The sequence below is a fragment of the Stutzerimonas sp. R40042 genome (assembly GCF_026642215.1).
GTDB lineage: Bacteria > Pseudomonadota > Gammaproteobacteria > Pseudomonadales > Pseudomonadaceae > Stutzerimonas > Stutzerimonas frequens.
In genome coordinates this window covers 2,540,200-2,563,845 of record NZ_CP113258.1, presented here as the reverse complement: position 1 = coordinate 2,563,845, position 23,646 = coordinate 2,540,200, and the positions used below count along the sequence as shown (strand labels likewise).

At 62.4% G+C, this 23,646-nt stretch carries 20 protein-coding genes; 8 read left to right on the top strand and 12 right to left on the bottom strand.

Annotated elements, in window-relative coordinates:
• Positions 1–2: 2 nt before the first annotated feature.
• Entirely contained in the window at positions 3–1,151 is a 1,149-nt protein-coding gene (locus OUY36_RS12040) for an MFS transporter (protein WP_267934454.1), read from the bottom strand.
• Positions 1,152–1,545: 394 nt separating this feature from the next.
• On the opposite strand from OUY36_RS12040, the gene OUY36_RS12035 reads away from it, so the two are divergent.
• Both OUY36_RS12035 and OUY36_RS12030 read left to right on the top strand, forming a co-directional pair.
• The gene (locus OUY36_RS12035) at positions 1,546–1,890 is read left to right on the top strand and encodes a DUF1883 domain-containing protein (protein ID WP_169917797.1); all 345 of its coding nucleotides are present in this window, start codon (positions 1,546–1,548) and stop codon (positions 1,888–1,890) included.
• A 40-nt stretch (positions 1,891–1,930) separates the two neighbouring features.
• Positions 1,931–2,920, top strand: a complete 990-nt coding sequence (locus OUY36_RS12030; protein ID WP_126477992.1) for a DMT family transporter — start codon at positions 1,931–1,933, stop codon at positions 2,918–2,920.
• 5 nt (positions 2,921–2,925) lie between these two features.
• Here the strand turns inward: OUY36_RS12030 and OUY36_RS12025 are convergent, their stop codons facing one another.
• The 4 genes from OUY36_RS12025 to metH form a co-directional block, all read right to left on the bottom strand.
• Positions 2,926–3,450, bottom strand: coding sequence for an AAA family ATPase (locus OUY36_RS12025; protein WP_014596776.1), 525 nt, complete (start codon positions 3,448–3,450; stop codon positions 2,926–2,928).
• Positions 3,447–4,007, bottom strand: a complete 561-nt coding sequence (gene pnuC, locus OUY36_RS12020; RefSeq protein ID WP_267934453.1) for a nicotinamide riboside transporter PnuC — start codon at positions 4,005–4,007, stop codon at positions 3,447–3,449. The genes OUY36_RS12025 and pnuC overlap by 4 nt, the downstream gene beginning before the upstream one ends.
• 86 nt (positions 4,008–4,093) lie before the next feature.
• On the bottom strand, positions 4,094–4,420 hold the full coding sequence (locus OUY36_RS12015) for a DUF5629 family protein (protein WP_267934452.1): 327 nt from the start codon (positions 4,418–4,420) through the stop codon (positions 4,094–4,096).
• A 52-nt stretch (positions 4,421–4,472) separates the two neighbouring features.
• Positions 4,473–8,165, bottom strand: a complete 3,693-nt coding sequence (gene metH / locus OUY36_RS12010; RefSeq protein ID WP_267934451.1) for a methionine synthase — start codon at positions 8,163–8,165, stop codon at positions 4,473–4,475.
• Positions 8,166–8,327: 162 nt separating this feature from the next.
• Between metH and OUY36_RS12005 the strand changes: the two genes are divergently transcribed.
• From OUY36_RS12005 to OUY36_RS11990, 4 genes are all read left to right on the top strand, one after another.
• The gene (locus OUY36_RS12005; protein WP_063540599.1) at positions 8,328–10,604 is read left to right on the top strand and encodes a fatty acid cis/trans isomerase; all 2,277 of its coding nucleotides are present in this window, start codon (positions 8,328–8,330) and stop codon (positions 10,602–10,604) included.
• 119 nt (positions 10,605–10,723) lie between these two features.
• Positions 10,724–11,308 (top strand): Fe-S biogenesis protein NfuA, encoded by a 585-nt coding sequence (nfuA, locus tag OUY36_RS12000; RefSeq protein ID WP_063540598.1) that lies wholly within the window; start codon positions 10,724–10,726, stop codon positions 11,306–11,308.
• Between the two features lie 146 nt (positions 11,309–11,454).
• Positions 11,455–12,438 (top strand): response regulator, encoded by a 984-nt coding sequence (locus tag OUY36_RS11995; RefSeq protein ID WP_063540597.1) that lies wholly within the window; start codon positions 11,455–11,457, stop codon positions 12,436–12,438.
• Between the two features lie 2 nt (positions 12,439–12,440).
• Positions 12,441–13,403 carry a sensor domain-containing diguanylate cyclase gene (locus tag OUY36_RS11990; protein WP_267934450.1) on the top strand — a complete coding sequence of 321 codons (963 nt, stop codon included), beginning with the start codon at positions 12,441–12,443 and terminating at the stop codon, positions 13,401–13,403.
• 15 nt (positions 13,404–13,418) lie between these two features.
• Here the strand turns inward: OUY36_RS11990 and OUY36_RS11985 are convergent, their stop codons facing one another.
• The 6 genes from OUY36_RS11985 to OUY36_RS11960 all read right to left on the bottom strand — a co-directional run bounded on the left by OUY36_RS11985 (position 13,419) and on the right by OUY36_RS11960 (position 18,354).
• Positions 13,419–14,519, bottom strand: a complete 1,101-nt coding sequence (locus OUY36_RS11985) for a DNA topoisomerase IB (protein WP_267934448.1) — start codon at positions 14,517–14,519, stop codon at positions 13,419–13,421.
• Positions 14,520–14,574: 55 nt separating this feature from the next.
• Complete coding sequence (locus OUY36_RS11980) at positions 14,575–14,739, bottom strand: hypothetical protein (RefSeq protein ID WP_166082564.1); 165 nt, start codon at positions 14,737–14,739, stop codon at positions 14,575–14,577.
• A 103-nt stretch (positions 14,740–14,842) separates the two neighbouring features.
• A complete protein-coding gene (locus tag OUY36_RS11975; protein WP_102841030.1) occupies positions 14,843–15,535 on the bottom strand; it encodes a DUF421 domain-containing protein in 693 nt (230 codons plus the stop codon).
• A gap of 90 nt (positions 15,536–15,625) precedes the next feature.
• Complete coding sequence (locus tag OUY36_RS11970) at positions 15,626–15,907, bottom strand: hypothetical protein (protein WP_063540593.1); 282 nt, start codon at positions 15,905–15,907, stop codon at positions 15,626–15,628.
• Positions 15,908–16,049: 142 nt separating this feature from the next.
• Entirely contained in the window at positions 16,050–16,319 is a 270-nt protein-coding gene (locus OUY36_RS11965) for a hypothetical protein (protein WP_038659962.1), read from the bottom strand.
• Between the two features lie 400 nt (positions 16,320–16,719).
• Positions 16,720–18,354 (bottom strand): methyl-accepting chemotaxis protein, encoded by a 1,635-nt coding sequence (locus OUY36_RS11960; protein ID WP_063540592.1) that lies wholly within the window; start codon positions 18,352–18,354, stop codon positions 16,720–16,722.
• A 348-nt stretch (positions 18,355–18,702) separates the two neighbouring features.
• On the opposite strand from OUY36_RS11960, the gene OUY36_RS11955 reads away from it, so the two are divergent.
• Complete coding sequence (locus OUY36_RS11955) at positions 18,703–19,533, top strand: undecaprenyl-diphosphate phosphatase (protein ID WP_156245779.1); 831 nt, start codon at positions 18,703–18,705, stop codon at positions 19,531–19,533.
• A 63-nt stretch (positions 19,534–19,596) separates the two neighbouring features.
• Here the strand turns inward: OUY36_RS11955 and OUY36_RS11950 are convergent, their stop codons facing one another.
• A complete protein-coding gene (locus tag OUY36_RS11950) occupies positions 19,597–21,186 on the bottom strand; it encodes an ABC-F family ATPase (protein WP_102841032.1) in 1,590 nt (529 codons plus the stop codon).
• A gap of 387 nt (positions 21,187–21,573) precedes the next feature.
• Between OUY36_RS11950 and OUY36_RS11945 the strand changes: the two genes are divergently transcribed.
• Positions 21,574–23,634, top strand: coding sequence for a TonB-dependent siderophore receptor (locus OUY36_RS11945; RefSeq protein WP_156245831.1), 2,061 nt, complete (start codon positions 21,574–21,576; stop codon positions 23,632–23,634).
• The last annotated feature ends 12 nt before the right edge of the window (positions 23,635–23,646 follow it).

The window sequence follows — 23,646 nt, the reverse complement described above, 5'->3', positions numbered from 1 at the left end:
GCTCACGCCGCGAAGCGACGGCAGAACGGCACGATACCGAGCAGCAGGACGGCGAGCAGCGCGAAGGCCATGCCCAGCGAGCTGAAATGGGCGACCATGCCCATCATCGCCGGGCCGGCGAGCACGCCGGCAAAGCCGATGGTAGTGGCGACGGTGACGGCCAGCTGCACCGGCATGCCGTCCTGCCGGCTCAACGAGGAGATCAGTACGGGCGATACGTTGGCGCACCCCAGGCCGCACAGCCCATAGCCGACCAATGCCAGCGCCCAGTGCTCGGCGGTCAAGCTCAGACCGATGCCGAATGCCGCCAGCATGCCGCCGAAGGCGATGACCCGCGCCGTGCCTAGGCTGTTCACCAGCGGAGCGCCAGCGAAACGGGCGATGGTGACCATCAGCGCGAAGGCCGCATAGCCGAGCCCGCCTCTGGCGACTTCCAGGCCTTTCTCGCCGGTCAGGTAGAGCGCACTCCAGTCCAGCACCGCACCTTCAGCCAGGTAGACGACGAAACACATCAGGCCGACCAGCATCACCAGTCCGGTCGGGCGGACGAATGCGAGGCCGCCACCGGGCGCCCGATTCGGCAGGTAGCCGCGTGCAATGCCCAGGTTCGCCGCCACGATCACGCCGATCATCATGAAACTACCGACCTCCGGTGCCAGACCCAGGCTCAGTAGGCCGGTCAGCACCAGCGCACCACTGATGGCGCCGAGGCTGTACATGCCGTGAAAATTGGACATCAGCCGGCGCCCGACAGCGGTTTCCACCAGCACCGCCTGGATGTTCATGATCACATCGATGACGCCCAGGCTGCCGCCGAAGCAGAACAGTGCCAGGCCCAACCACCCGATCGACTCGGTCAGCGCCATGCCGGCCAACGCCAGGGCCAGCAACGCGACGCTGCACAGCTGCACCGGGCGAATGCCCCAGCGGGCCACCAGGACGCCGGAAATGGGCATCCAGGTCAGCGAGCCGATCCCGATGCACAGCAGCAACAGACCGAACACCGCATCGGTCATCTCGATGCGTTCACGGACATAGGGCACCAGCGGCGCCCAGACGGAAAGGCCGAACCCGGCCATGAAGAAACCGCAACGGGTCGCGTTGCGCACGATGGGAGCGTCGATCTGAACGGTGTTACGAACCGCGAACATGGGCGGCGGACCTCGATAAGCAGGAAATGGATGTGCAGGTGGAGGCGCGACTGGGCGCCATCACCACACGGCCAGCAATCCGGTATCGAAGAGAAACAGCAGCCGACTTCCTGCGGGCAGGCTGACAGAGCAGGGACGTGACGTGCTGTACATGGCAGGAAGCAGACTTTCGGACAGGTCGGCAGAGCATACACAACCCGGTCCGTAGGACAACCCGCTCGCGGCGAGCGCGGTCAACCTCAGCGCATTAGGCCCAGGGCGATACCGATACGAGCGTCGATGTCGCCCGTCCACATGTCGATGGCCACGCCAAGCAGGATGTCCTGGGTCAGCCACTTGGGCTTCATGCCTTTCGCGGACCGGGATCGTCAGCAGGCCGGTTCCAGCGGTATGCATGCTATCGTTCTGCGCTTTGCCGCAAACCGTGTCGGAGCAGTCGATGAAGTTCATACACCAGCGCGAGCACCTTGAAGAAGGTGACATCGTCGTTATCCAGTGTTCGCAGACCTGCAATATTCGTCTGATGAACGACGCGAACTTTCGCAGCTTCAAGAATGGCGGCCGGCACACTTACCACGGCGGTGCGTTCGACCGTTTTCCAGCGAAGATCGTCGCGCCAAGCTCGGGTTTCTGGAACATCACCCTGGACACCGTCACTCGGCGCCCGATCAGCGTGACGCGCAAACCGAACCTCACCTATTCCATTAAGGTCATTCGACGGTCGGCGTCGCGTTCATAGACGCCGCGCCAGCCCGAAACCATCCCGCCGGAGCGAAGATTTGAGTCATCGCTATCAAGAGCCCAGCCATGCGCCCACCATCAGCCGAGACGATCCGCGCGCAGGCGCGACGACACGCGGCCATGAGCGCAAGCGTGTCACCCAGGCCCATCTCGGCATGCTGCTCTGGGCGCTGTTCGTCGGGCTTTCCTTTCCCGCGGTCGGGCTGCTCAGTGACGGGCTGCCCCCGCTGCTGCTGACGGCGATGCGCTTCGGCATCGCCGCGCTGGTACTCGCGCCGCTGGCGTGGCGCCAGAGCGACGGGCGCCCGGGCTGGCGAACCCTCTTGCTCTACGCGGCCATGGGGCTCTGCCTGGCGGGCTTCTTCGGCACCATGTTCTGGGCGGCGCATAGGGTCAGTGCACTGTCCATGGCGACCCTGTTCGTCAGCGTGCCGCTGCTGGCGTACTGCCTCGGCCGGGGGCTGGGCGTCGAACAGCGCGCGGGCAGGCTGCTCGCCATCCTCGCGCTCGGGGCGAGCGGGGCTCTGGGGCTGGCCTGGGCCGAGAACGGCGGCGACTTCTCCGGGATGCAGCTGGGCTTCGGCGAGCTGGGTTTCTTCTTCGGCTGCGTCGCCTCGGCGCTCTATCCGGTGCTCAGCAAATGGGGGCTGGCCAACGGATCGTTGCCGACCCAGGCGGGCCTGCGCACTTTCTGGAGCCTGGTGGCGGGCGCTGTGCTGATCGGCCTGATGGGGGCGATATGGGAGCGCCCGGCGGCGCTGCTGCACATGAATCTGCTGGACCTGCTGCTGGTGACCTACCTGGGCGTGTTCTCCAGCGCGATGACCTTCTTCCTGCAGCAGCGCGCCACCAGCGCACTGACCCCCGGGGCGGTAACGGCCTACAGCTACCTGGTGCCCTTCGTCTCGATGCTGTTGCTGTTCTTCGATCAGCCCGCGCGCATGGGTTGGCACTGGCTGCCGGGCAGCCTGCTGGTCATCCTCGCCATCGGCCTGCTGCTGCGCCGGGACGGGCAGCCAAGCCGCTGAGGCGGTCAGCCATCCAGCAGCGCTCGTGTCCAGGCAATTGCCTGACGTTCGCGCTCGGCCCAGTCGCCAGCGATTTCAACGAACGGCTGCCGATGCTGCCGAAGCCAGTCACGGCAATGCTCATAGAAGCGCTGCCTGTCGTCTAGATCCGGCTGGCAGCGCTGGCCGTCCGCATGCCACTCGGCGCCTGTGGGCGAGAGCAACAGGTGCTGGTGGTATTCGCGCGCCTGCAGTTCGGCTTCCAGCCAATCGGGGCAGTCGCCGAACAGCGTGCGGCTCCAGAGCATGTTGCTCAGCAGATGGGTGTCGAGGATCAGCAGATGCGGTGCGGCGGCCCGTGCGGCGTCTTCCCGGGCCAGTTGGCCGCGGGCAATGGCCGGGATGTCGGCCAGCGTCGTGTCGCGTTGCGTCCGCTCGATGTAGTGACGCACGTACTCGTCGACCAATAGACCGCCAAAGCGGCGTCGCAAGCGATCGGCCAGCCAGCTCTTGCCGGTGGATTCCGGTCCGGTGAGCACGACGACCTTCATCGGGCGGCCACCAGGGTCGCACGCCATTCACGCAGCCCCATCACCGCCAGCGCGGTGAACAGCGCGTAGAGCCCGGCCGTCAACCAGTAGCCCTGGAAGCTGAAGAAGCCGACAAACAAGGCATCGACCACGATCCACAGCGGCCAGCACTGCAGGCGCTTGAGTGCCATCCACAGCTGCGCGAGCAGGCTGAAGGCGGTCAGGCTGGCATCGATCCAGGGAAACGCCGCCTCGGTGAAGCGAGCCATTGCGCTGCCGAGCAGCAGGCTGCCTAGCACCGCCATGCCGATGCCGACCAGCACTTCCGGCCCGCTGGCCAGGCTCACGCGCCGGCCGTGTCCATCGGCGCCGCGGGTCCAGGCCCACCAGCCATACAGCTGCATCGCCGCGAAGACGCCGTGCAACAGCACCTGGGAGTACAGCCTGGCATCGAAGAAAAACCACGCATACAGCGACACCATGCCCAGCCCGATCGGCCAGCACCAGGGATTCTGCCGCACGGTCAGCCATACGGCGATCACGCCGAGCAGCGAGGCGACCAGTTCGAGAAGTGACATGGCGAGGTGACCGGTTATGAAACGAATGGGTGGCGGTAAGGCTGGCAGCAGCGCGGCCGTTTGCGGCCGCGGACGGGAGGCGGCGTTTACTCGGCCTCGTCCTCAGCGCCGATGGCGGCGAGGCATTGCAGGCGGTGCGGACCTTCCAGCAGCCAGCTTTCGCCGTCGGCGTCGCGCTGGGCTTCCATGATCTGGTTGTAGCTGAACTGCCATTGGCGGCGGGTGCGGCCATCGACTAGGTCGATGGTCAGCAAGGTGGCCTCGCTGGAGAACGGCTGGTCGGCTTCGGCGGCTGCGTCGGCCTGATCCAGCACGGCTTCGTCAAGCGCGAACTGCCACGCGTGCAGGTCGTCGATGATCAGCATGTCGGCGTTTTCGAGTTCGTCGATCAGCCAGGGTGTTTCGGATGACATGGCGCACTTGCTCCGTGGAACGGGCGGGCGTCGGGAGACGCCCGCGTCGAGATCAGTTGTCGTAGCCCAGGTTCGGCATCAGCCAGCGCTCGCTGATGGCCAGCTCCTGACCCTTGCGCTGGCTATAGCTCTCGACCTGATCCTTGTCGATCTTGCCGACCGCAAAGTACTGCGCCTCGGGATGGGCGAAGTACCAGCCGCTGACCGCCGCGGTGGGCAGCATGGCGTAGTGCTCGGTGAGGGTGACCTGGCTGATGCCGTCGGCATCCAGCAGCTGGAACAGCGTGCCCTTCTCGGTGTGGTCCGGGCATGCCGGGTAACCGGGGGCAGGGCGGATGCCCTTGTACTGCTCGCGGATCAGCTCCTCGTTGCTCAGCTGTTCATCCGGCGCGTAGCCCCAGTAGTGCTTGCGCACCTGCTCGTGCAGCCATTCGGCACAGGCCTCGGCGAGGCGGTCGGCCAATGCCTTGACCATGATCGAGTTGTAGTCGTCGCCCTTGTCCTGATAGGCCTTGGCCAGTTCCTCGGCACCGATGCCAGCGGTGCAGATGAAACCGCCTACATAGTCGGTGATGCCGGTGCTCTTCGGTGCCACGAAGTCAGCCAGCGACAGGTTCGGCTTGGCGTCCGGCTTGATGGTCTGCTGGCGCAGGTGGTGCAGGGTGGCCAGCTTCTCGCCGTTGTCACCGTACACTTCCAGGTCATCGTCCTGGACCTGATTGGCTGGCCAGAAGCCGAACACCGCACGTGCGCGGATCAGCTTGTCGTCGACCAGCTTTTTCAGCATGGCCTGGGCATCGTTGAACAGCGAGGTGGCCGCTTCGCCAACCACCTCGTCCTCGAGGATGCGCGGGTATTTGCCGGCCAGATCCCAGGCGATGAAGAAAGGCGTCCAGTCGATGTAGTCGACCAGAGTGCGCAGATCGATGTCTTCCAGCACCTGGCGGCCGGTGAAGCTCGGCTTGACCGGGGCGTAGCCGCTCCAGTCGAACTGCGGTTTGTTGGCGACAGCGTCGAGGTAGCTCAGGCGTTCGGTGCGCGCACTGCGGTTGGCGGTGCGCTCGCGGATCATCGCGTACTCTTCGCGGGTCTTGTCGACGAAGGCCGGCTTGAGTTCCTTGGACAGCAGGGTGGTGGCCACGCCAACTGCACGCGAGGCATCGGTGACATAGACCACCGCATCGTTGCTGTACTGCGGGTCGATCTTCACCGCGGTGTGCGCCTTGGAGGTGGTGGCGCCGCCGATCATCAGCGGCAGGCTGAAGCCCTGGCGCTGCATTTCCTTGGCCACATGAACCATTTCGTCCAGCGACGGGGTGATCAGCCCGGAAAGGCCGATGATGTCGCACTTCTCGGCGATGGCGGTCTGCAGGATCTTTTCCGCCGGCACCATCACGCCCATGTCCACCACGTCGTAGCCGTTGCAGCCGAGTACCACGCCGACGATGTTCTTGCCGATGTCGTGCACGTCGCCCTTGACGGTCGCCATGAGGATCTTGCCCTTGGCTTCCGGCTTGTCGCCCTTTTCCGCCTCGATGAACGGGATCAGGTGGGCCACGGCCTGCTTCATCACGCGGGCAGACTTGACCACCTGGGGCAGGAACATCTTGCCGGCGCCGAACAGATCGCCCACCACGTTCATACCGGCCATCAGCGGGCCTTCGATCACCTCGATGGGGCGTGCGCACTGCTGGCGGCACTCCTCGGTGTCCTCCACGATGAAGGCGGTGATGCCCTTGACCAGCGCGTGCTCGAGGCGCTTGTCCACCGGCAGATTGCGCCATTCCTCGGTCTCGGCTTCCTTGACCGAGCCATCGCCCTTGTACTTGTCGGCGATCTCCAGCAGCGCCTCGGTGCCGCCGGCGCTGCGGTTGAGCACCACGTCCTCGACCGCGTCGCGCAGCTCCTTCGGAATCTCGTCATAGATCTCCAGCTGACCGGCGTTGACGATGCCCATGGTCAGGCCCGCCTTGATCGCATGGAACAGGAACACCGAGTGGATCGCTTCGCGCACCGGGTTGTTGCCGCGGAAGGAGAACGACACGTTGGACACGCCGCCGGAGGTCAGCGCGTAGGGCAGGTGGTCGCGTATGTAGGCGCAAGCCTCGATGAAGTCGACCGCGTAGTTGTTGTGCTCTTCGATGCCGGTGGCGATGGCGAAGATGTTCGGGTCGAAGATGATGTCTTCCGGCGGGAAGCCCACCTCGTTGACCAGGATGTCGTAGCTGCGCTGGCAGATTTCGCGCTTGCGAGCGGCGGTATCGGCCTGGCCGGCTTCGTCGAAGGCCATCACCACCACCGCGGCGCCGTAGCGCTTGCACAGGTGTGCGTGGTGCTTGAACTGCTCGACGCCTTCCTTCATGGAAATGGAGTTGACGATGCCCTTGCCCTGGATGCACTTGAGGCCCGCCTCGATCACTTCCCACTTGGAGGAGTCGATCATGATCGGCACTCGGGAGATGTCCGGCTCGCCGGCGATCAGGTTGAGGAAGGTGACCATGGCCGCCTTCGAATCCAGCATGCCCTCGTCCATGTTGATGTCGATCACCTGGGCGCCGGCTTCCACCTGCTGCAGGGCCACTTCCAGCGCTTCGGTGTAGTTCTCCTCGCGGATCAGGCGGGCGAATTTGGCCGAACCGGTGATGTTGGTGCGCTCGCCGACGTTGACGAACAGCGAGCTGCGGTCGATGGTGAAGGGCTCCAGGCCGGACAGGCGGCAGGCCTTGGGAATGTCCGGAATCCTGCGCGGCGGGTACTTGCTGACAGCCTCGGCGATCGCCTGGATGTGCGCCGGTGTGGTACCGCAGCAGCCGCCGATGATGTTGAGAAAGCCCGACGCGGCGAACTCCTCGACCACCGCGGCCATTTTTGCCGGGCTTTCGTCGTACTCACCGAAGGCGTTGGGCAGGCCGGCGTTGGGGTGGGCGGACACATGGGTGTCGGCCTTGGTCGCCAGCTCCTCTAGATAGGGGCGCAGGTCCTTGGCGCCCAGGGCGCAGTTCAGGCCTACGGAGATCGGCTTGGCATGGCGTACCGAGTTCCAGAACGCCTCGGTGGTCTGGCCGGACAGCGTGCGGCCGGAAGCGTCGGTGATGGTGCCGGAGATCATGATCGGCAGCTCGACGCCATCTTCCTCGAACACCTGCTGCACGGCGAAGATCGCCGCCTTGGCGTTCAGCGTGTCGAAGATCGTTTCGATCAGAATCAGGTCAGCGCCGCCCTCGATCAGGCCACGGGTGGCTTCGGTGTAGTTCTCCACCAGCAGGTCGAAGGTGACGTTGCGGTAGCCGGGGTTGTTGACGTCCGGGGAGATGGAGCAGGTGCGGCTGGTCGGGCCGAGCACGCCGGCGACGAAACGCGGGCGATCCGGCGTCTCGGCGGTCTTGGCATCGGCCACTTCCCGGGCCAGGCGCGCGCCTTCCACGTTCAGCTCGTAGACCAGTTCTTCCATGCCGTAGTCGGCCTGGGAGACCCGGGTGGCATTGAAGGTGTTGGTTTCCAGAATGTCGGCGCCGGCATCGAGATAGGCTTTCTCGATGGCCTGGATGACGTCGGGGCGGGAGAGCAGCAACAGGTCGTTGTTGCCCTTCACGTCGCTCGGCCAGTCAGCGAAACGCTCGCCGCGGTAGTCGGACTCTTCCAGCTTGTAGCTCTGGATCATGGTGCCCATGCCGCCGTCGAGGATCAGGATGCGCTCCTTGAGTGCTTGCTGGAGGGCCTGAAGTCGAGCGATGCGAGTGGACATGGGAACTACCTGAAAAACGGAAACGAAAAGAGCGCGAATGATAGCAAAGCTGCATGCTTTTTTAGCTTCTGCACTTTTTCATGAAGATTATTCAAGATGATCGGGCAAGCGGCGCTCATTCCACATGCCTAGAATGCAGGCTCACTTCCAGGCGCTCGTTTCATGTCCCTTCGTTTCTGGCTCGGTTGTCTGTTCCTGCTCACCGGCAGCGTTGCACAGGCCGAAGCCCTCTCGTATCAGCGTGATATCCAGCCGATCTTCACCGCCAAGTGCGTGGCCTGCCATGCCTGCTATGACTCACCGTGCCAGCTCAATCTGGGCAGCGGCGAGGGTGTCGAGCGTGGTGCGAACAAACTGCCGGTCTATAACGGTGTGCGTTCCAAGGCGCAGGCGCCGACCCGTCTGTTTCTCGACGCCGAGGGAACAGACGCCTGGCGGCGCAAGGGGTTTCATGGGGTGCTCGATGGCCAGGAAAGTCAGGCTGCGCTGATGGCGCGCATGCTGGAACTTGGCCGCAGCCAGCCACTGACGCCCAATGCCAAGCTGCCCGCCGAGCTGAGCATCGGCATCGGCCGGGAGAACACCTGCCCGCTGCCCGAAGAGTTCGATGGCTATGCACGCAAGAACCTGCACGGTGGCATGCCTTTCGCTGTGACCGGCCTCAGCGATCAGGAATACGCGACGCTGCAGCGGTGGCTGGAGCAGGGCGCTCCGGTCGAGCATCGGCAGCTGCAACCGTCGCCGGCGGAAGCACTGCAGATCGAAGAATGGGAGCGCCTGCTGAACACGCCCGGCCCGCGCGGCACGCTGGTCGGACGCTGGCTGTATGAGCACCTCTTCATTGCCCACCTGTATTTCGAAGATGGCGAGCGCGGGCATTTCTATCAGCTGGTGCGCTCGCGTACACCCAGCGGTGAGCCAATCGACCCCATTACCACGCGGCGGCCGAACGACGATCCGGGTACCCGCTTCAGCTACCGCTTGCGCCCCATCAGCGATGTGATCGTGCACAAGACGCATATCACCTATCCGCTGAGCTCGACGAAGCTGGCAAGGGTCAGATCGCTGTTCTTCGAGGGCGACTGGGTCGTCGAATCGGTGCCGGGCTACGGCGCCAACCACCGGGCCAATCCGTTCAAGACCTTCCAGGCGATTCCGGCCGAGGCGCGTTACCAGTTCATGCTGGATAACGCCGAGTATTTCGTGCGCACCTTCATTCGCGGGCCGGTCTGCCGTGGGCAGATCGCCACGGACGTGATTCGCGACAACTTCTGGGTCTTTTTTCAGGACCCGCAGCATGACCTCTATATCACCGACCGTCGCTTTCGTGAGCAGGCCACACCGCTGCTAGCCATGCCGGGTCAGTTCGACGAGATGGGCGATCTGCTGGCGTTCTGGAAGACCTACCGCGTCAAGCGCAACCAATATGAGCAGCTGCGCACCAAGGCTTATGCCGACGCGCCGGCGGACTGGCCGCAGATCTGGTCCGGCAACGACAATGCCTTGCTCAGCGTGTTTCGTCAGCACGATAGCGCCTCGGTACGCAAGGGGCTGATCGGCGAGATTCCACAAACGCTGTGGTGGATGGACTATCCATTGCTCGAACGCACCTACTACCAGCTGGTGGTCAACTTCGACGTGTTCGGCAACGTATCCCACCAGGGCCAGACGCGGCTTTACTTCGATCTGATTCGCAACGGCGCCGAGCTCAATTTCCTGCGTCTGCTGCCGGCCAACAGCCGCCAGGCGATTCTCGATGACTGGTATGAAAAGGGCGGCCAGCTGAAGCTGCTGCTGGCCTACACCGCCATCGACCGCTCGACCCCCTCGCTGGTGGCGTCGAGCAAGGCGGACCCCAAGCGTGACTTCGCGCAGAGGCTGCTCGTGCGCCATGCCGCTATCAATGCCGCGCCTGATCCGATCAACCGCTGCCAAGGCACGCATTGCTATCGTGAAGACCAGTCGGTCGAATTGCAGCGCGTCGAGCAGGCGCTCGCTCGACTGACGAACCGGATGGCAGCAGGCTTGCCCGCCATCTTGCAGTTGCCGGAGGCGACACTGCTGCGGGTCGAATATGCTGATGACCGCCGCGAGATCTACAGCCTCCTGCGCAACCGTGCTCACAGCAACGTCGCGTTCATGTTCGGTGAATCACTGCGCTGGCAACCGAGACTGGACACCCTGACCGTCTACCCCGGCATTCTCAGCAGCTATCCGAACTTTCTTTTCAGTCTGCCGGCAAGCGACGTGCCCGCATTCGCGGCTGCAATGGAGCAGGTCCGGAACAGGGGCGATTTTGAGCAGGTGGTAGAACGCTGGGGCATTCGCCGCAGCCACCCGCTGTTCTGGAGCTATTTCAACGATCTGACTCGCTATCTCGAGCAGGTCGAGCCACTCGAGGCGGGGGTACTCGACATGAATCGCTACGAGAATCTCTGATCTTCGAACCGGATGCGGGCGTGCTGGAACTGTAAGCAAGCTATCCCGACTAAAATACTAGGACTTAACCGCGGCAGTGGTTTGGCGTACACTGCCGCGCATGTCTGCGAGGAGTTCTCATGAGCGCGATCACCATTACCGAAGCTGCACACGATTATCTGGCCGACCTGCTCGAAAAGCAGAACACCACCGGCATCGGCATTCGCATCTTCATCACCCAGCCCGGCACACCTTACGCCGAGACCTGCATCGCGTACTGCAAGCCGGGTGAGGAGAAGCCCGATGACATCGCCATGGCTTTGAAGAGCTTTACCGCCTGGATCGATGGCACCAGCGAGCCCTTCCTCGAAGACGCACTGGTCGACTATGCCACTGACCGGATGGGTGGCCAGCTGACCATCAAGGCGCCGAATGCCAAGGTGCCCATGGTCAATGACGACAGCCCGCTGAACGAGCGCATCAATTACTACCTGCAGACCGAGATCAACCCTGGCCTGGCCAGTCACGGAGGGCAGGTGACCCTCATCGATGTGGTCGACGAAGGCATCGCCGTATTGCAGTTCGGTGGCGGCTGTCAGGGCTGTGGTCAGGCCGACGTGACATTGAAGGAAGGAATCGAGAAGACGTTGCTGGCTCGGATTCCAGAGCTCAAGGGGGTCCGCGACGTCACCGACCACACCAATCGCGAGAACGCGTACTACTGATCTTCGGGCCCGGTGGAGCAGGTCCACCGGGCCGTTCAGCGGATTAAAGGCAAAATGCCATTATTTTGCCGCCATGACGCACACAGCGCGTCTTTCCTGCGATAAGCTCTGGCGCTTCGGTCGATCGGGCAACGAGAGCTCGTACCATGTCTGCCATTTCACTGCTGATCTGCGATGACTCCAGCCTGGCCCGCAAGCAGCTGCTGCAAGCGCTGCCTGCAGGCTGGCCGGTGGTCGTCAGCCAAGCGGCAACCGGTATCGAAGCCCTGGAGAGGGTCCGGCAGGGCGACATCGACGTGCTGCTGCTCGACCTCACGATGCCCGAGCTGGACGGTTATCAGGTCCTTGCGCAACTGCGCGAAGAAAAACTGCCGTGCAAAACCATCGTGATTTCGGCCGATATCCAGGATGAAGCCGTACGTCGGGTGCTGGCGCTCGGCGCGCTGGCCTTCATCAAGAAGCCTGCGGACCCCGTGCACCTGCAGCAGACGCTCGCCAGCCTTGGCCTGCTGGACGATCTTTCGACGCTGATCGGTCGAGAGGAGGGTGAACGGATCGGTTTCCGCGACACCTTCCGCGAGGTCGTCAACATCGCCATGGGTCGTGCCGCGGCCCTGCTTGCGCGGGTTCTGGGCGTCTTCATTCAGCTGCCGATTCCCAACGTCAACATTCTCGAGGTCGGCGAACTGCACATGGCGCTGGCCGATGCTGCGCGCGGTGACCAGTTGACCGCGGTTTGTCAGGGTTACATCGGTGGAGGGATCGCCGGAGAGGCGTTGCTACTGTTCCATGATTCGGAGGTCGCGGACATGGCGCGCCTGATGCGCCGGCAGGATTACCTGGAGATGGAGATGCTCCTGGATCTGTCGAGCCTGCTGATCAGCGCCTGCCTGAGCGGCATCGCCGAACAGATCGAGGTCGTGTTTTCCCAAGGGCATCCGCAGGTGCTCGGGCAGCATGCGTCGATCGAGGAGCTGATACGCCTCAACAGCGCGAGATGGAAAAAGACCTTGGCGGTCGAGATCAGCTATAGCCTGGAAGGGCATGACATCCACTTTGACCTGCTGCTGTTGTTCACGGAAGATTCGGTCGAGCTGCTGACCCGCAAGCTCGCCCACCTGATGGATTGAGCATGAGCGATACCACCGAGTTGACTGAGCTTCACTGGTTGCTGGCCATCGTCCAGAGCATCGACGTGGGTGTGGTGGTTCTGGACCGCGACTTCCGTGTCGAGGTCTGGAACACTTTCATGGAGAATCGCTCTGGCCTGCCGCCGGCAAAGGCGCGCAATCGCTCTTTTTTCTCTCTCTTTCCCGAAGTCGACGAGGACTGGTTTCGCCGCAAGGTGGAGGGCGTCATGACCCTGGGTACGCCCTCGTTCACCATCTGGGAGCAGCGGCCGTATCTCCTGCGTTTCAAGAACTACCAGCCGATTACCGGGCTGGAAGATTTCATGTCCCAGAACACCACGCTGCTGCCGCTCAAGGGCATCGACGGCAGCATCGCCCAGGTCTGTCTGATCATCTACGACGTGACCGACGTTGCGGTGAACCGGCGCCAACTGCAGGCGGCCAACGCTGAGCTGCAGCGCCTGTCGAGCACCGATCGGCTGACCGGTTTGTACAACCGCGGCCATTGGGAGGAGATGCTGCAGCTGGACTATGCACGTCATCGCCGTTACGAGAGTCAGGCCGCGCTGGTGATGTTCGATATCGATCACTTCAAGGCGATCAACGATACCTACGGTCACCAGGTCGGCGACGCGGTCATCCAGCAGGTTGCCGATCTGATCCGCGAGAACCTGCGGGAGTCGGACGTAGCGGGGCGGTACGGCGGCGAGGAGTTCGTCGTGCTATTGCCGGACACCGACAAGCAGGGCGCCATGACCTTCGCCGAGCGCCTCCGGCATGCCGTTGAGAGTCATGAGGTGCAGCACGAGCAGCACCGTATTCGTTTCACCATCAGCCTCGGGGTAGCTGATCTCAGCGAGCCTACCAGCAGCCACGCCCAGCTGATCGAATGGGCAGACTCGGCGCTTTATGCATCCAAGGCGGCCGGACGCAATCGAGTCACCCTGCATCAGCACGACGCCTGAGCCGGGGGCGCGCCTTCAATCCGCTGCGCTCCTGAGAAAGGCTAGCAATCCAACCTCTTCCGCGCTCAGCCATCTGCGCTTCCTGGCACCTCGCAATCCGGCCAGTGCACCCTCGCTGAATGCCTGCAGGATTGCAGGATGGATGTAGCACTGTCGACATACGGCGGGCGTGTTCCCCAGCTGGCTGGCGACCTGCCTTACCGTCTCAACCAGATTGTGCCGGGCCATGCTCTCGGGGGAGCATTCGAGCTGACGCAGACGCGCCAGTGCCAAGGCACTTCCGGCCCAGGTGCGGTAGTCCTTGGCGGTGAAGTCGCGGCCCGTCATTTCCTGCAGGTAGGCATTCACATCGCTGGAGCTGACCGCCCGGCGTTGCCCCTCGTCATCCAGATACTGAAACAGCTGCTGGCCCGGTAGCTCCATGCAGCGGCGCATAAGCCTGGCCAGGCGCTTGTCGCGCAGGGTGACCTCGTGCTTGACCCCGCTTTTGCCGCGAAAGTGGAAACGGATTGCGGTGCCGCGGATATCAACATGGCGGGTACGCAGGGTAGTCAGCCCGTAGGAGCGGTTGTCCTTGGCGTAACGTGGATTACCGATTCGGATTAGTGTGGATTCGAGCAATAGCACCACCAACGCCATGACCTTCTCGCGCGGCATGCCCCGGAGCGCCAGGTGTTTTTCCAGGTCTCGGCGCAGTCGTGGCAGGGCTTCGCCGAACTCCAGCATCCGGTCGTACTTGTTGCTGTCTCGGATCTCTCGCCACCGGGGGTGGTAACGGTACTGCTTGCGACCACGGGCGTCGCGACCGGTAGCTTGAAGATGACCTTGCGGATCGGAGCAGATCCAGACATCACGGTACGCCGGCGGTATCGCCAACTTGTTGATCCTGCGTATCTCGTCTCCGTCGCGGATGCGCTCGCCGTCAGTATCGAAGTAGGCGAACTTCCCACGTAACGTCCGGCGGCGGATGCCGGGTTGCGAATCATCTACGTAGTGCAGGTCCGGTGGTAACGCAGGGCATAAGAGGGTGCCGGTGTCGCCCGCTTCGTCCCTGGGAACGGGACGATCTCCCTCCGCCAGGGGAGGGGGCTCTTGCATCGTGCTGTCGTCGCGCATCTATTGCGAGATCCTCTGGGCCTCGCCAGCCCTGCTGGCGAGGCGATGGAGCGGCTCAGTTGTCCTTTTCGTTGCCGTTGCGCATCAACAGGCGGATTGCTGCGACGAGTTCGTCAACCGCTTCGCGGTAGAGCTCTGGCTTGGCCTCGGTTTCAGCCTGGTCTGCGTGCTTGCGCGCGGTTTCGAGGTGGTCGTTGATCGATGAATAGTCGCCAAGCATGGTCTGCTCCTGCTTTGATCTGGATTGAAGTCGGACAGCCGCAACGGAGATTGCTGGCCTCTATCAACTGACCGGTTAGAGCGATGGCGGTTCGTACCGTGTATCAGCGTGATCGCAGCGTCGTCAGCGCCTTTGACCAGGTCGGATTGGAGCAGCGCGGGCATCGCTGCGTCTGTTGGCTTTCCAGTGCCTGGGGGAAACCGCAGCGGCCGCATGCATACATGCCGGCCGCGGGAACCTGGCGGAATTCCGGCCGGTATTCCGGCGGTAGAACGGAGAGTCCGGGACGTACTGCTTCGGGTTCATGGAAGAACAGACTGACGTTGCCGTCGTTTTCCAGAATGCCGAGCCGTACCTGACCAAGGTGCTCGACCCCCTGCTGGCGCAGTTCCATGAAGAATTCGTCAGCCGAGATGTTCAAGCTGTCCAGGCTGCGCAGTTCGTAGATGCCGTCGCGAATGATGGTGACCGGTCTACCTTCCAGCCACACACCGAAGCGCGGGCTGCGATTCATCAGATACACGGTGAAGCGATACAAGAACAGCAGGGTGACGAACACCGCCGCGACCGGCAGCAATGGTACGTCTTCATAAAACGAGACGTCGCCGGCGGCGGAACCGAGGGTCAGGATGATGACCAGCTCGAACACCGAGAGCTGGCGAATGCCCCGACGGCCGCTGACCTTGAGAAAGATGAAAACCGCTGCGAAAGCGAGCAATGCCCGTAGCGCCACTTCCGCTACGAACATCAGCGGAAACTCATGCAAAAGCATGCGCTGCAGATCAAAGGGAGTCATCTTCGGTGTTCCTTCGGAAAAGCCGGCGTTCGTCGGCAGGCATCACATTCGGCTTATCCTAGAGTGCCAGCGTCGAGGAGTGCAGCCCCGTTATTCGGCTGCTGCTATCTCGAATTCCAGGTCGATGGCATCACCACTACCGTCGCCGACCACCGAGCCGACTACTGGCTTGCGGGTGACCTTGCGCCCGCCATAGGCCTCGCTCAAGTGCCGCTGTGCGACGTCACCGATGTGGTCGATGAGTCCGGGCGTCTGTGTGTCGCGCGGAATGACGAAGTGCAGTTTCACCAAGTGGCCGCCGGAGTCTCGAGGTAGATCGGCAAGCCCGCAGCTTTGCCATTGATCGTTGACGTAGGCTTCTGCACCTTTCATGGGTCTCTCCTGTTATGTCCGTTGCTGTTGAGACCGTTAAACAGCCGAATGGATCAGTCGAGATCACCAGGGCAGCCCAACCGCCGGACATGAAAAAAGGCCTGGAGCGCGTGCCGCAGGCCTTCGTTCGGGCGAGCCATGCTTATTCAGGCATGTGCCAAGGGGAGAAGTGGGCGCCGTCGCGGCTGAGTTGCTCGCGAGTCTGCTCCAGGGTTTCACCGAGCTTCACAGGATCGGTGAAAACGCTGCTGGACATTTTGCAACGACCCAAGAGGCGGGCTTCGTCGCGATCGACAACGGTGATGCTGACTTCGCCGTTTCCTTCGGGCAGCGTCCAGGCAACGCACTGGAATGGTTTGAACGCGCGGTCGGTGATCAGAAGGGCTTCATTGATACGCAGCGGGGTGTGCATGGGGCATGTCTCTCTGTGTGATACCCAAAATACCTGCAGCCAAGCTCGTTGGCATTGGCCTTACATTGCAGTTGATGTACCCAGAGGACTGATGAGTCACATGCGAGTTCGAAAAAATTTGAAGGCCTTTGCAATTAGCCAAAGGTATAACGTTGACGCATGGTCGGCCGGGGGCTCCAGGTTCGATCTAAACTCTTGTCACTGCTGGAGAATTTCACTGGCGAGGTGAGGGAGGTGGGCTTGCTAGGCCGCAGTGGGAAAAGGCCCGTGCGACAACCTGTCGCGAGGGGAGATGTTGAGGTTAGGCTGGCGCCTGCTTGCTGATGGTGCAAGCGGGAGGGGGCACTGCTTCAGTAGGGTGCCGGCGGTCCCGCTCGCACGAGGACCGCCGGGTGGGGGATCAGACCCTGAACTGACTGAGCAGGCGATTGAGCTGGCTGGCGAGTTCGCCCAGACGCTTGCCCGCCTCACTGGACTGCTCGGCTGCCAGCGTACTCTCTTGCGCCAGGCCGGCGGCCTGGGTCACGTTCTGGTTGATCTCCTCGACCACATGGGACTGCTGCAGGGTGGCGCTGGCAATCGAAGCGTTGACGCCCGACAGGTTGCGCAAAGCCTGAGCGATCTCGCCAAGACTTTCGCCAGCCTGACTGGCCTGCTCGACAGTGAGCTGCGAGGCCCGGTTGCTTTCCATGATGACGTTCACGGCTGCACCTGAATTCTTCTGCAGGCGCTCGATCATGCCTTGGATCTCCGCTGTCGACTGTTGTGTCCGCTGAGCCAGCAGACGCACCTCGTCGGCTACCACGGCGAAGCCACGGCCCTGCTCGCCAGCTCGTGCAGCTTCGATTGCGGCATTCAGTGCCAGCAGGTTGGTCTGCTCGGCGATGGAGCCGATGACCTCGAGAACGGAGCCGATCTTGGTGGTTTCATCGGCCAGCGACTGGATCACGTCCACCGCCTGGCTAATCGTTGCCGACAGCTCATCGATCTGTTGCAGGCTCGTCTCGATGTTGCGCTGGCCGAGCCCGGCCTGGTTCTCTGCTGCGCCCACTTCGCTCGACGCGTGTTCGGCGTTCTTGGCGACTTCCTGCACTGCGTAGGTAACCTCGTTGACTGCCGTGGCCACCTGTTCCATTTGCAGCATCTGCTGCTGGCTCTGTTCGTGGGTCTGGCTAGAAAGCTCGCTGAGCGAGCGCGAGGATTGATCCAGGGCTCCGGCCGTTTCGAAAAGCTGACCGACAACGGTACGCAGTTTTTGGGTGAATCGGTTGAAATCTCGGCCGAGCGTGGTCAGCTCATCATTGCCCGACACATCCAGTGTGTGGGTCAGGTCGGCTTCGCCGCTGGCGATATTGGCCATCGCCGCCATCGTGTGGCGCAGCGGCGCAACGATACTGCGGATCAGGATGGCGACCACCACGGCCATGATCGCGGCGATGAACAGACCGATGATGGAAAAGCGCGTCACGTAGTTCCAGAACTCCTGCTCCACGTCATCGACGTAGATGCCTGAGCCGATGATCCAGCCCCAGGGCTTGAACAGTTGCACATAGGAGATTTTCGGCACCGGATTCTCTTCGCCGGGCTTGGCCCACATGTAGTCGACCAGGCCTGCACCGTCACGACGAGCGATGGCGACCATCTCGTTGAACAGCTCCTTGCCTTCCGGATCCTTGATCTTCGAAAGATCCTGGCCGTCGAGCTTGGGCTGCATCGGGTGCATGATCATGGTCGGGCCGAGATCGTTGATCCAGAAGTAGTCCTGGCCGTCATAGCGCAGCAGCCGGATCTGCTCCATGGCGGCACGTTGCGCCTCGGCAGTACTCATCGCACCGCTGGTTTCCAGCTTGCGGTAGTGCTCGAAAACACCGGCGGCCGCTTCAACCACGTTACGCGTCGCCTCCTGCTTGCCTCGGTACAGGTCGGAGCGAACCTGCTGGATCATCAGCAGGCCGAGGATGAACAGCATGGCGATGGCGACCACGGGGATCAGCCAGAGGCGCTTGCTGATAGGAACATTGCGCAGCAGATTCATGAATACGGCTCCTGGAGGTGTCTTTCTTATCGTTCTTGTCTTGTGGTGGCTCGGACGATGCTTGGTTTGTTGCAAGTGGTAGCGCCATGCTGGTGACGACAACCACCTGAGCCTGTGCCCGCTCAAGCAACCAATGGCTCGCCTGTCAGCTGCGTGCGGCCTGCTGGTTAGAGCCGGACAATGGCTTCTAAGTAGCTTTTCGGCCGCTTGTGACTAAAAATGAGCCCGCGCTTCGTCTGCCGTGGAATTTAGTTCCCCGCGGCGAGTCAGAACAGCGTTTCGATGGCTTTGTGATATATACCTTGGTTGCATTCATGTGCGATGAGTGGCATCGCTTTTGGGGAGTAGATGGATCTTTGGATTGCGGTTCAGGCACTGATTCTGGGCGTAGTAGAGGGAATAACCGAGTTTCTTCCGGTCTCCAGTACCGGCCACCAAATCATCGTCGCGGATCTGATCGGCTTCGGCGGTGAACGCGCACTGGCTTTCAATATCATCATCCAGCTCGGCGCGATCCTCGCAGTGATCTGGGAATATCGGCGCAAGATCATCGATGTGGTGGTCGGCCTGCCTAGGGAGCGCCAGGCACAGAAGTTCACGGCCAACCTGCTGGTCGCCTTCATGCCGGCTGTGGTGCTTGGCGTGGCCTTTGCCGATCTGATTCACGAATACCTGTTCAACCCGATCACAGTGGCCACCGCGCTGGTCATCGGTGGCATCGTCATGCTCTGGGCCGAGCGTCGTGATCACGCGATCCGCGCCGAGACAGTCGATGACATGACCTGGACGCTGGCCTTGAAGGTCGGTTTCGCCCAATGCCTGGCGCTGGTGCCGGGCACTTCGCGGTCGGGCTCGACGATCATTGGTGGACTGCTGTTCGGCCTGTCGCGCAAAGCCGCCACCGAGTTCTCGTTCTTCCTGGCGATGCCAACCATGGTCGGCGCTGCTGTCTATTCCGGCTACAAATACCGCGAACTGTTCCAGCCGGGCGACTTCGCCGTGTTCGCCATCGGCTTCGTTACCTCGTTCATTTTCGCCATGCTGGCCGTGCGAGCGCTGCTGAAGTTCATCGGTAACCACAGCTACGCTGCGTTCGCCTGGTACCGGATCGGTTTCGGTCTTTTGATCCTGGGCACCTGGCAGCTGGGGGTGATCGACTGGAGCACGGCAGTCGGTTAGAGCCACCCATGAAACGAAAAAGCCCCGCGGATGCGGGGCTTTTTCATTTCATGCGCGAGGGTTTCAAACAAGCACGCCCTGGCTGCGCAGATAGTCGTCGTAGCTGCCGCTGAAGTCGGTCACGCCGTTCTCCGACAATTCGATGATGCGCGTGGCCAGGGAGCTGACGAACTCGCGGTCGTGGCTGACGAAGATCAGCGTGCCCGGGTAGTTCTCGAGTGCTAGGTTGAGTGCCTCGATGGATTCCATGTCCAGGTGGTTGGTTGGTTCGTCCATCACCAGCACGTTGGGCTTCTTCAGGATCAGCTTGCCGAACAGCATGCGGCCCTGTTCGCCGCCGGAGATCACCTTGACCGATTTCTTGATCTCGTCGTTGGAGAACAGCATGCGGCCCAACGTGCCGCGCACCAGTTGCTCGCCACCCTGGGTCCACTGGCCCATCCAGTCGAAGAGGGTGACGTCGTCCTCGAAGTCCTCGGCGTGGTCTTGGGCGAAATAGCCCACATCGGCACTTTCGGTCCACTTCACTTCACCGGACATCGGCGGCAACTCGCCGACCAGTGTGCGCAGCAGGGTGGTCTTGCCGATGCCGTTCGGGCCGATGATGGCCACGCGCTCGCCGGCCTCGACCTGCAGATTCAGGTTCTGGAACAGTGGCGTGCCGTCATAGCCCTGACTGATGCGCTCCAGGGTGACCGCCTGGCGATGCAGCTTCTTGTACTGCTCGAAACGGATGAACGGGCTGACGCGACTGGACGGCTTCACTTCGTCGAGCTGGATCTTGTCGATCAGCTTCGCGCGGCTGGTGGCCTGCTTGGCCTTGGAGGCGTTGGCCGAGAAGCGGCTGACGAAGGTCTGCAGTTCGGCGATCTGCGCCTTCTTCTTGGCGTTGTCCGAGAGCAGGCGTTCACGGGCCTGGGTCGCAGCGGTCATGTATTCGTCGTAGTTGCCCGGGAACAGGCGCAGCTCGCCGTAATCCAGGTCGGCCATGTGGGTGCAGACCGAGTTCAGGAAGTGACGGTCGTGGGAAATGATGATCATGGTGCTGTTGCGCGCCGTGAGAATCGATTCCAGCCAGCGGATGGTGTTGATGTCCAGGTGGTTGGTCGGCTCGTCCAGCAGCAGCACTTCCGGGTCGGAGAACAGCGCCTGGGCCAGCAGTACGCGCAGCTTCCAGCCGGGCGCCACGGCACTCATCGGGCCGAAATGCTGATCGAGCGGGATGCCGAGGCCGAGCAGCAGCTCGCCGGCGCGCGATTCGGCGGTGTAGCCGTCGAACTCGGCGAACTGAACCTCCAGCTCGGCGACCGCCATGCCGTCTTCTTCGCTCATTTCCGGCAGCGAGTAGATGCGGTCGCGCTCGGCCTTCACCTTCCACAGCTCGGTGTGGCCCATGATCACCGTGTCGATCACGCTGAAATCTTCATAGGCGAACTGATCCTGGCGCAGCTTGCCCAGACGCACGTTGGGCTCGAGCATCACCTGGCCGGCCGATGGCTCCAGCTCGCCACCGAGGATCTTCATGAAGGTCGACTTGCCGCAGCCGTTGGCGCCGATGAGACCGTAGCGGTTGCCACCGCCGAACTTGACGGAAACGTTTTCGAACAGCGGCTTGGCACCGAACTGCATGGTGATGTTGGCGGTGGAGATCAAGGGCTTACCTATCAATGAATGCGACGTGTAACGGGCCGGGACCGATCCGGCAGCAATACTCGGCGTTCCAGCTCGCTCCGGAAGGAGCTGGTGATCCTGCAATGCTGAGGAGTACGACAGCGACGGATGCTGGCTGTCGAGAACGAATGCGGGGATTGCGGCCGAGCGAAAGGCGCGCATTGTCGCATAGCTGCGCCATCGGAGTAAGGAGGGTGAACGCAGCAATCGAGGAACCGGCCATTCGTGGCGAAGCAGATGCGAATCGTTCCATTGACAGCGCCAAGCCAAACGGACAGCATTGTTACGATATAACGTCGTAACCTTTGAGCATTAGGCATGAGTGAGAAAGTCGCGGTATTGAAGTGGGCGGGTGCCGGAGCGGTATTGATGCTGGCCGGTGTGCCCCTGGCGGGCGCGCAGGAGGCGGCGGTGCTGGATTCGGTCGTCATCACCGCCGATCAGGAACGTGCCGACGGACCGGTGCAGGGCTATCGCGCCAAGCGCACGCGCAGTGCCACCAGGACCGATACGCCCATCGAGGAAATACCCCAGTCGATCAGCGTCGTCCCGGCCTCGGTGCTGGACGACCTGGACAGCCCACGAGTGGAAAGGGCGTTGGACTTCGCCGGCGGCGTTGCACGGCAGAACGACTTCGGCGGCCTGACGATGTACGAGTACAGCGTCCGCGGGTTGACCACCAGCGAGTTCTACAAGGATGGCTTCAGCGTCAACCGGGGCTACATGAACCCGCCGGACGCGGCGAGCATCGAACGCGTCGAGGTACTCAAGGGACCGTCCGCCAGCCTCTACGGCCGTGGCGATCCGGGCGGCACCATCAACATCGTCAGCAAGCGGCCGCAGCTGGACAGCTTCGCCCGTCTCGACCTGAGCGCCGGGCGTTGGGATCGCTACCGCAGCGCGTTGGACGTGAACACGCCGCTGGATGAAGACGGCAACATGCTGTACCGCATGAACATCGCCGTCGAAGACAACAAGAGTTTCCGCGACCATCGCGAATCCGAGCGGCAGTTCGTGGCACCGGCCTTCAGCTGGGAGCTGAGCCCCTATACGCGGTTGCTGGTGCAGGCTGAGGTGGTGCGCAACCGGCAGACCTTCGACCGCGGGGTGGTCGCACCGGGCGGCAACCTGGGCCGGGTGTCCCGCTCGGCCTTCTATGGCGAACCCTCGGACGGTCCGATCAGCAACGACAACGAAACACTGCAGGCCGAACTCGAACACGACCTCAACGAGGTCTGGACACTGCGCCTGGCCAGTCACTACAAGCAGGGGCGGATGGACGGCTATGCCACCGAAGCGGCGAGCGTCGCTGCTGATGACCGCACGCTGCTGCGCAACCTGCGCTATCGCGACTATGACTGGCAGGACGCGATCACCCAACTGGAACTGCACGGCCGGGTCGACACCGGTTCGATCGAGCATCAGTTGCTGATCGGCACCGAGTACGAGCGCTATGCCTTGAGCGAATTCATGCTGCGCTCCAACAATCTGCGTAGCATCGACCTTTACAACCCGGTCTACGGCGCGCCGCGCCCGGCATTCAACCCTGCGCGTACGGTCGACCGTAATGAGCTGGTGCATAGTCGTGCACTGAACCTGCAGGACCAGATTCGCTTTACCGACAAGCTCTTTGGCGTCATCGGCGCCCGTTATGACCACTACGAGCAACGCCTGGACAATGAGGTTGCTGGCCGGCGCACCGAGCAGACTCATGAAAAGGTCACGCCTCGTATCGGCGTGCTCTATCAGCTGGTACCGGAGGTGGGGCTGTTCGCCAACGCCTCGCAGTCGTTCAAGCCGAATAACGGAGCAGACTTCAGTGGCGCGACTTTCGATCCTGAAGAAGGCATGGGTTATGAGGCAGGAGTCAAGCTCGACCTGTTCGATGGACGCCTGGGGCTGACCGCCGCCGCGTTCCACCTGACCAAGGAAAATGTGCTGACCAGCGATCCGGCCAACGATGGCTTTCAGATCGCTGCGGGCGAAGTTCGCAGCCGCGGTGTGGACCTGCAGCTCGCCGGCCAGCTCACCGACGCCATTCGACTGATCGGCGCCTACGCCTACGTGGATGCGGAAGTGACCCGCGACAACACCCTGGCGCGCGGGAGCCGGCTGCTCAACGTGCCACGCCACAGCGGCAGCCTGCTGACCACCTACGAATTCCTCGATGGCGATCTCAGCGGGCTCTCCCTTGGCGGCGCGGTGAACTATGTGGGCGACCGGGCAGGGCAGGCCGATAGCGACTTCGAGTTGCCGTCGTACACGACCGTGGACCTGCTGGCGCGCTACAAGGCGACGGAAAAGCTGACTCTTGGCATGAACCTTAACAATGCGTTCGACCGGACCTACTACGAGCGTTCCTACAGTAATGTCTGGGTGATGCCGGGTGAGCCGCGCAACCTGAGCGTAAGCCTGTCCGTGGAGCTCTGAACCCGTACATCA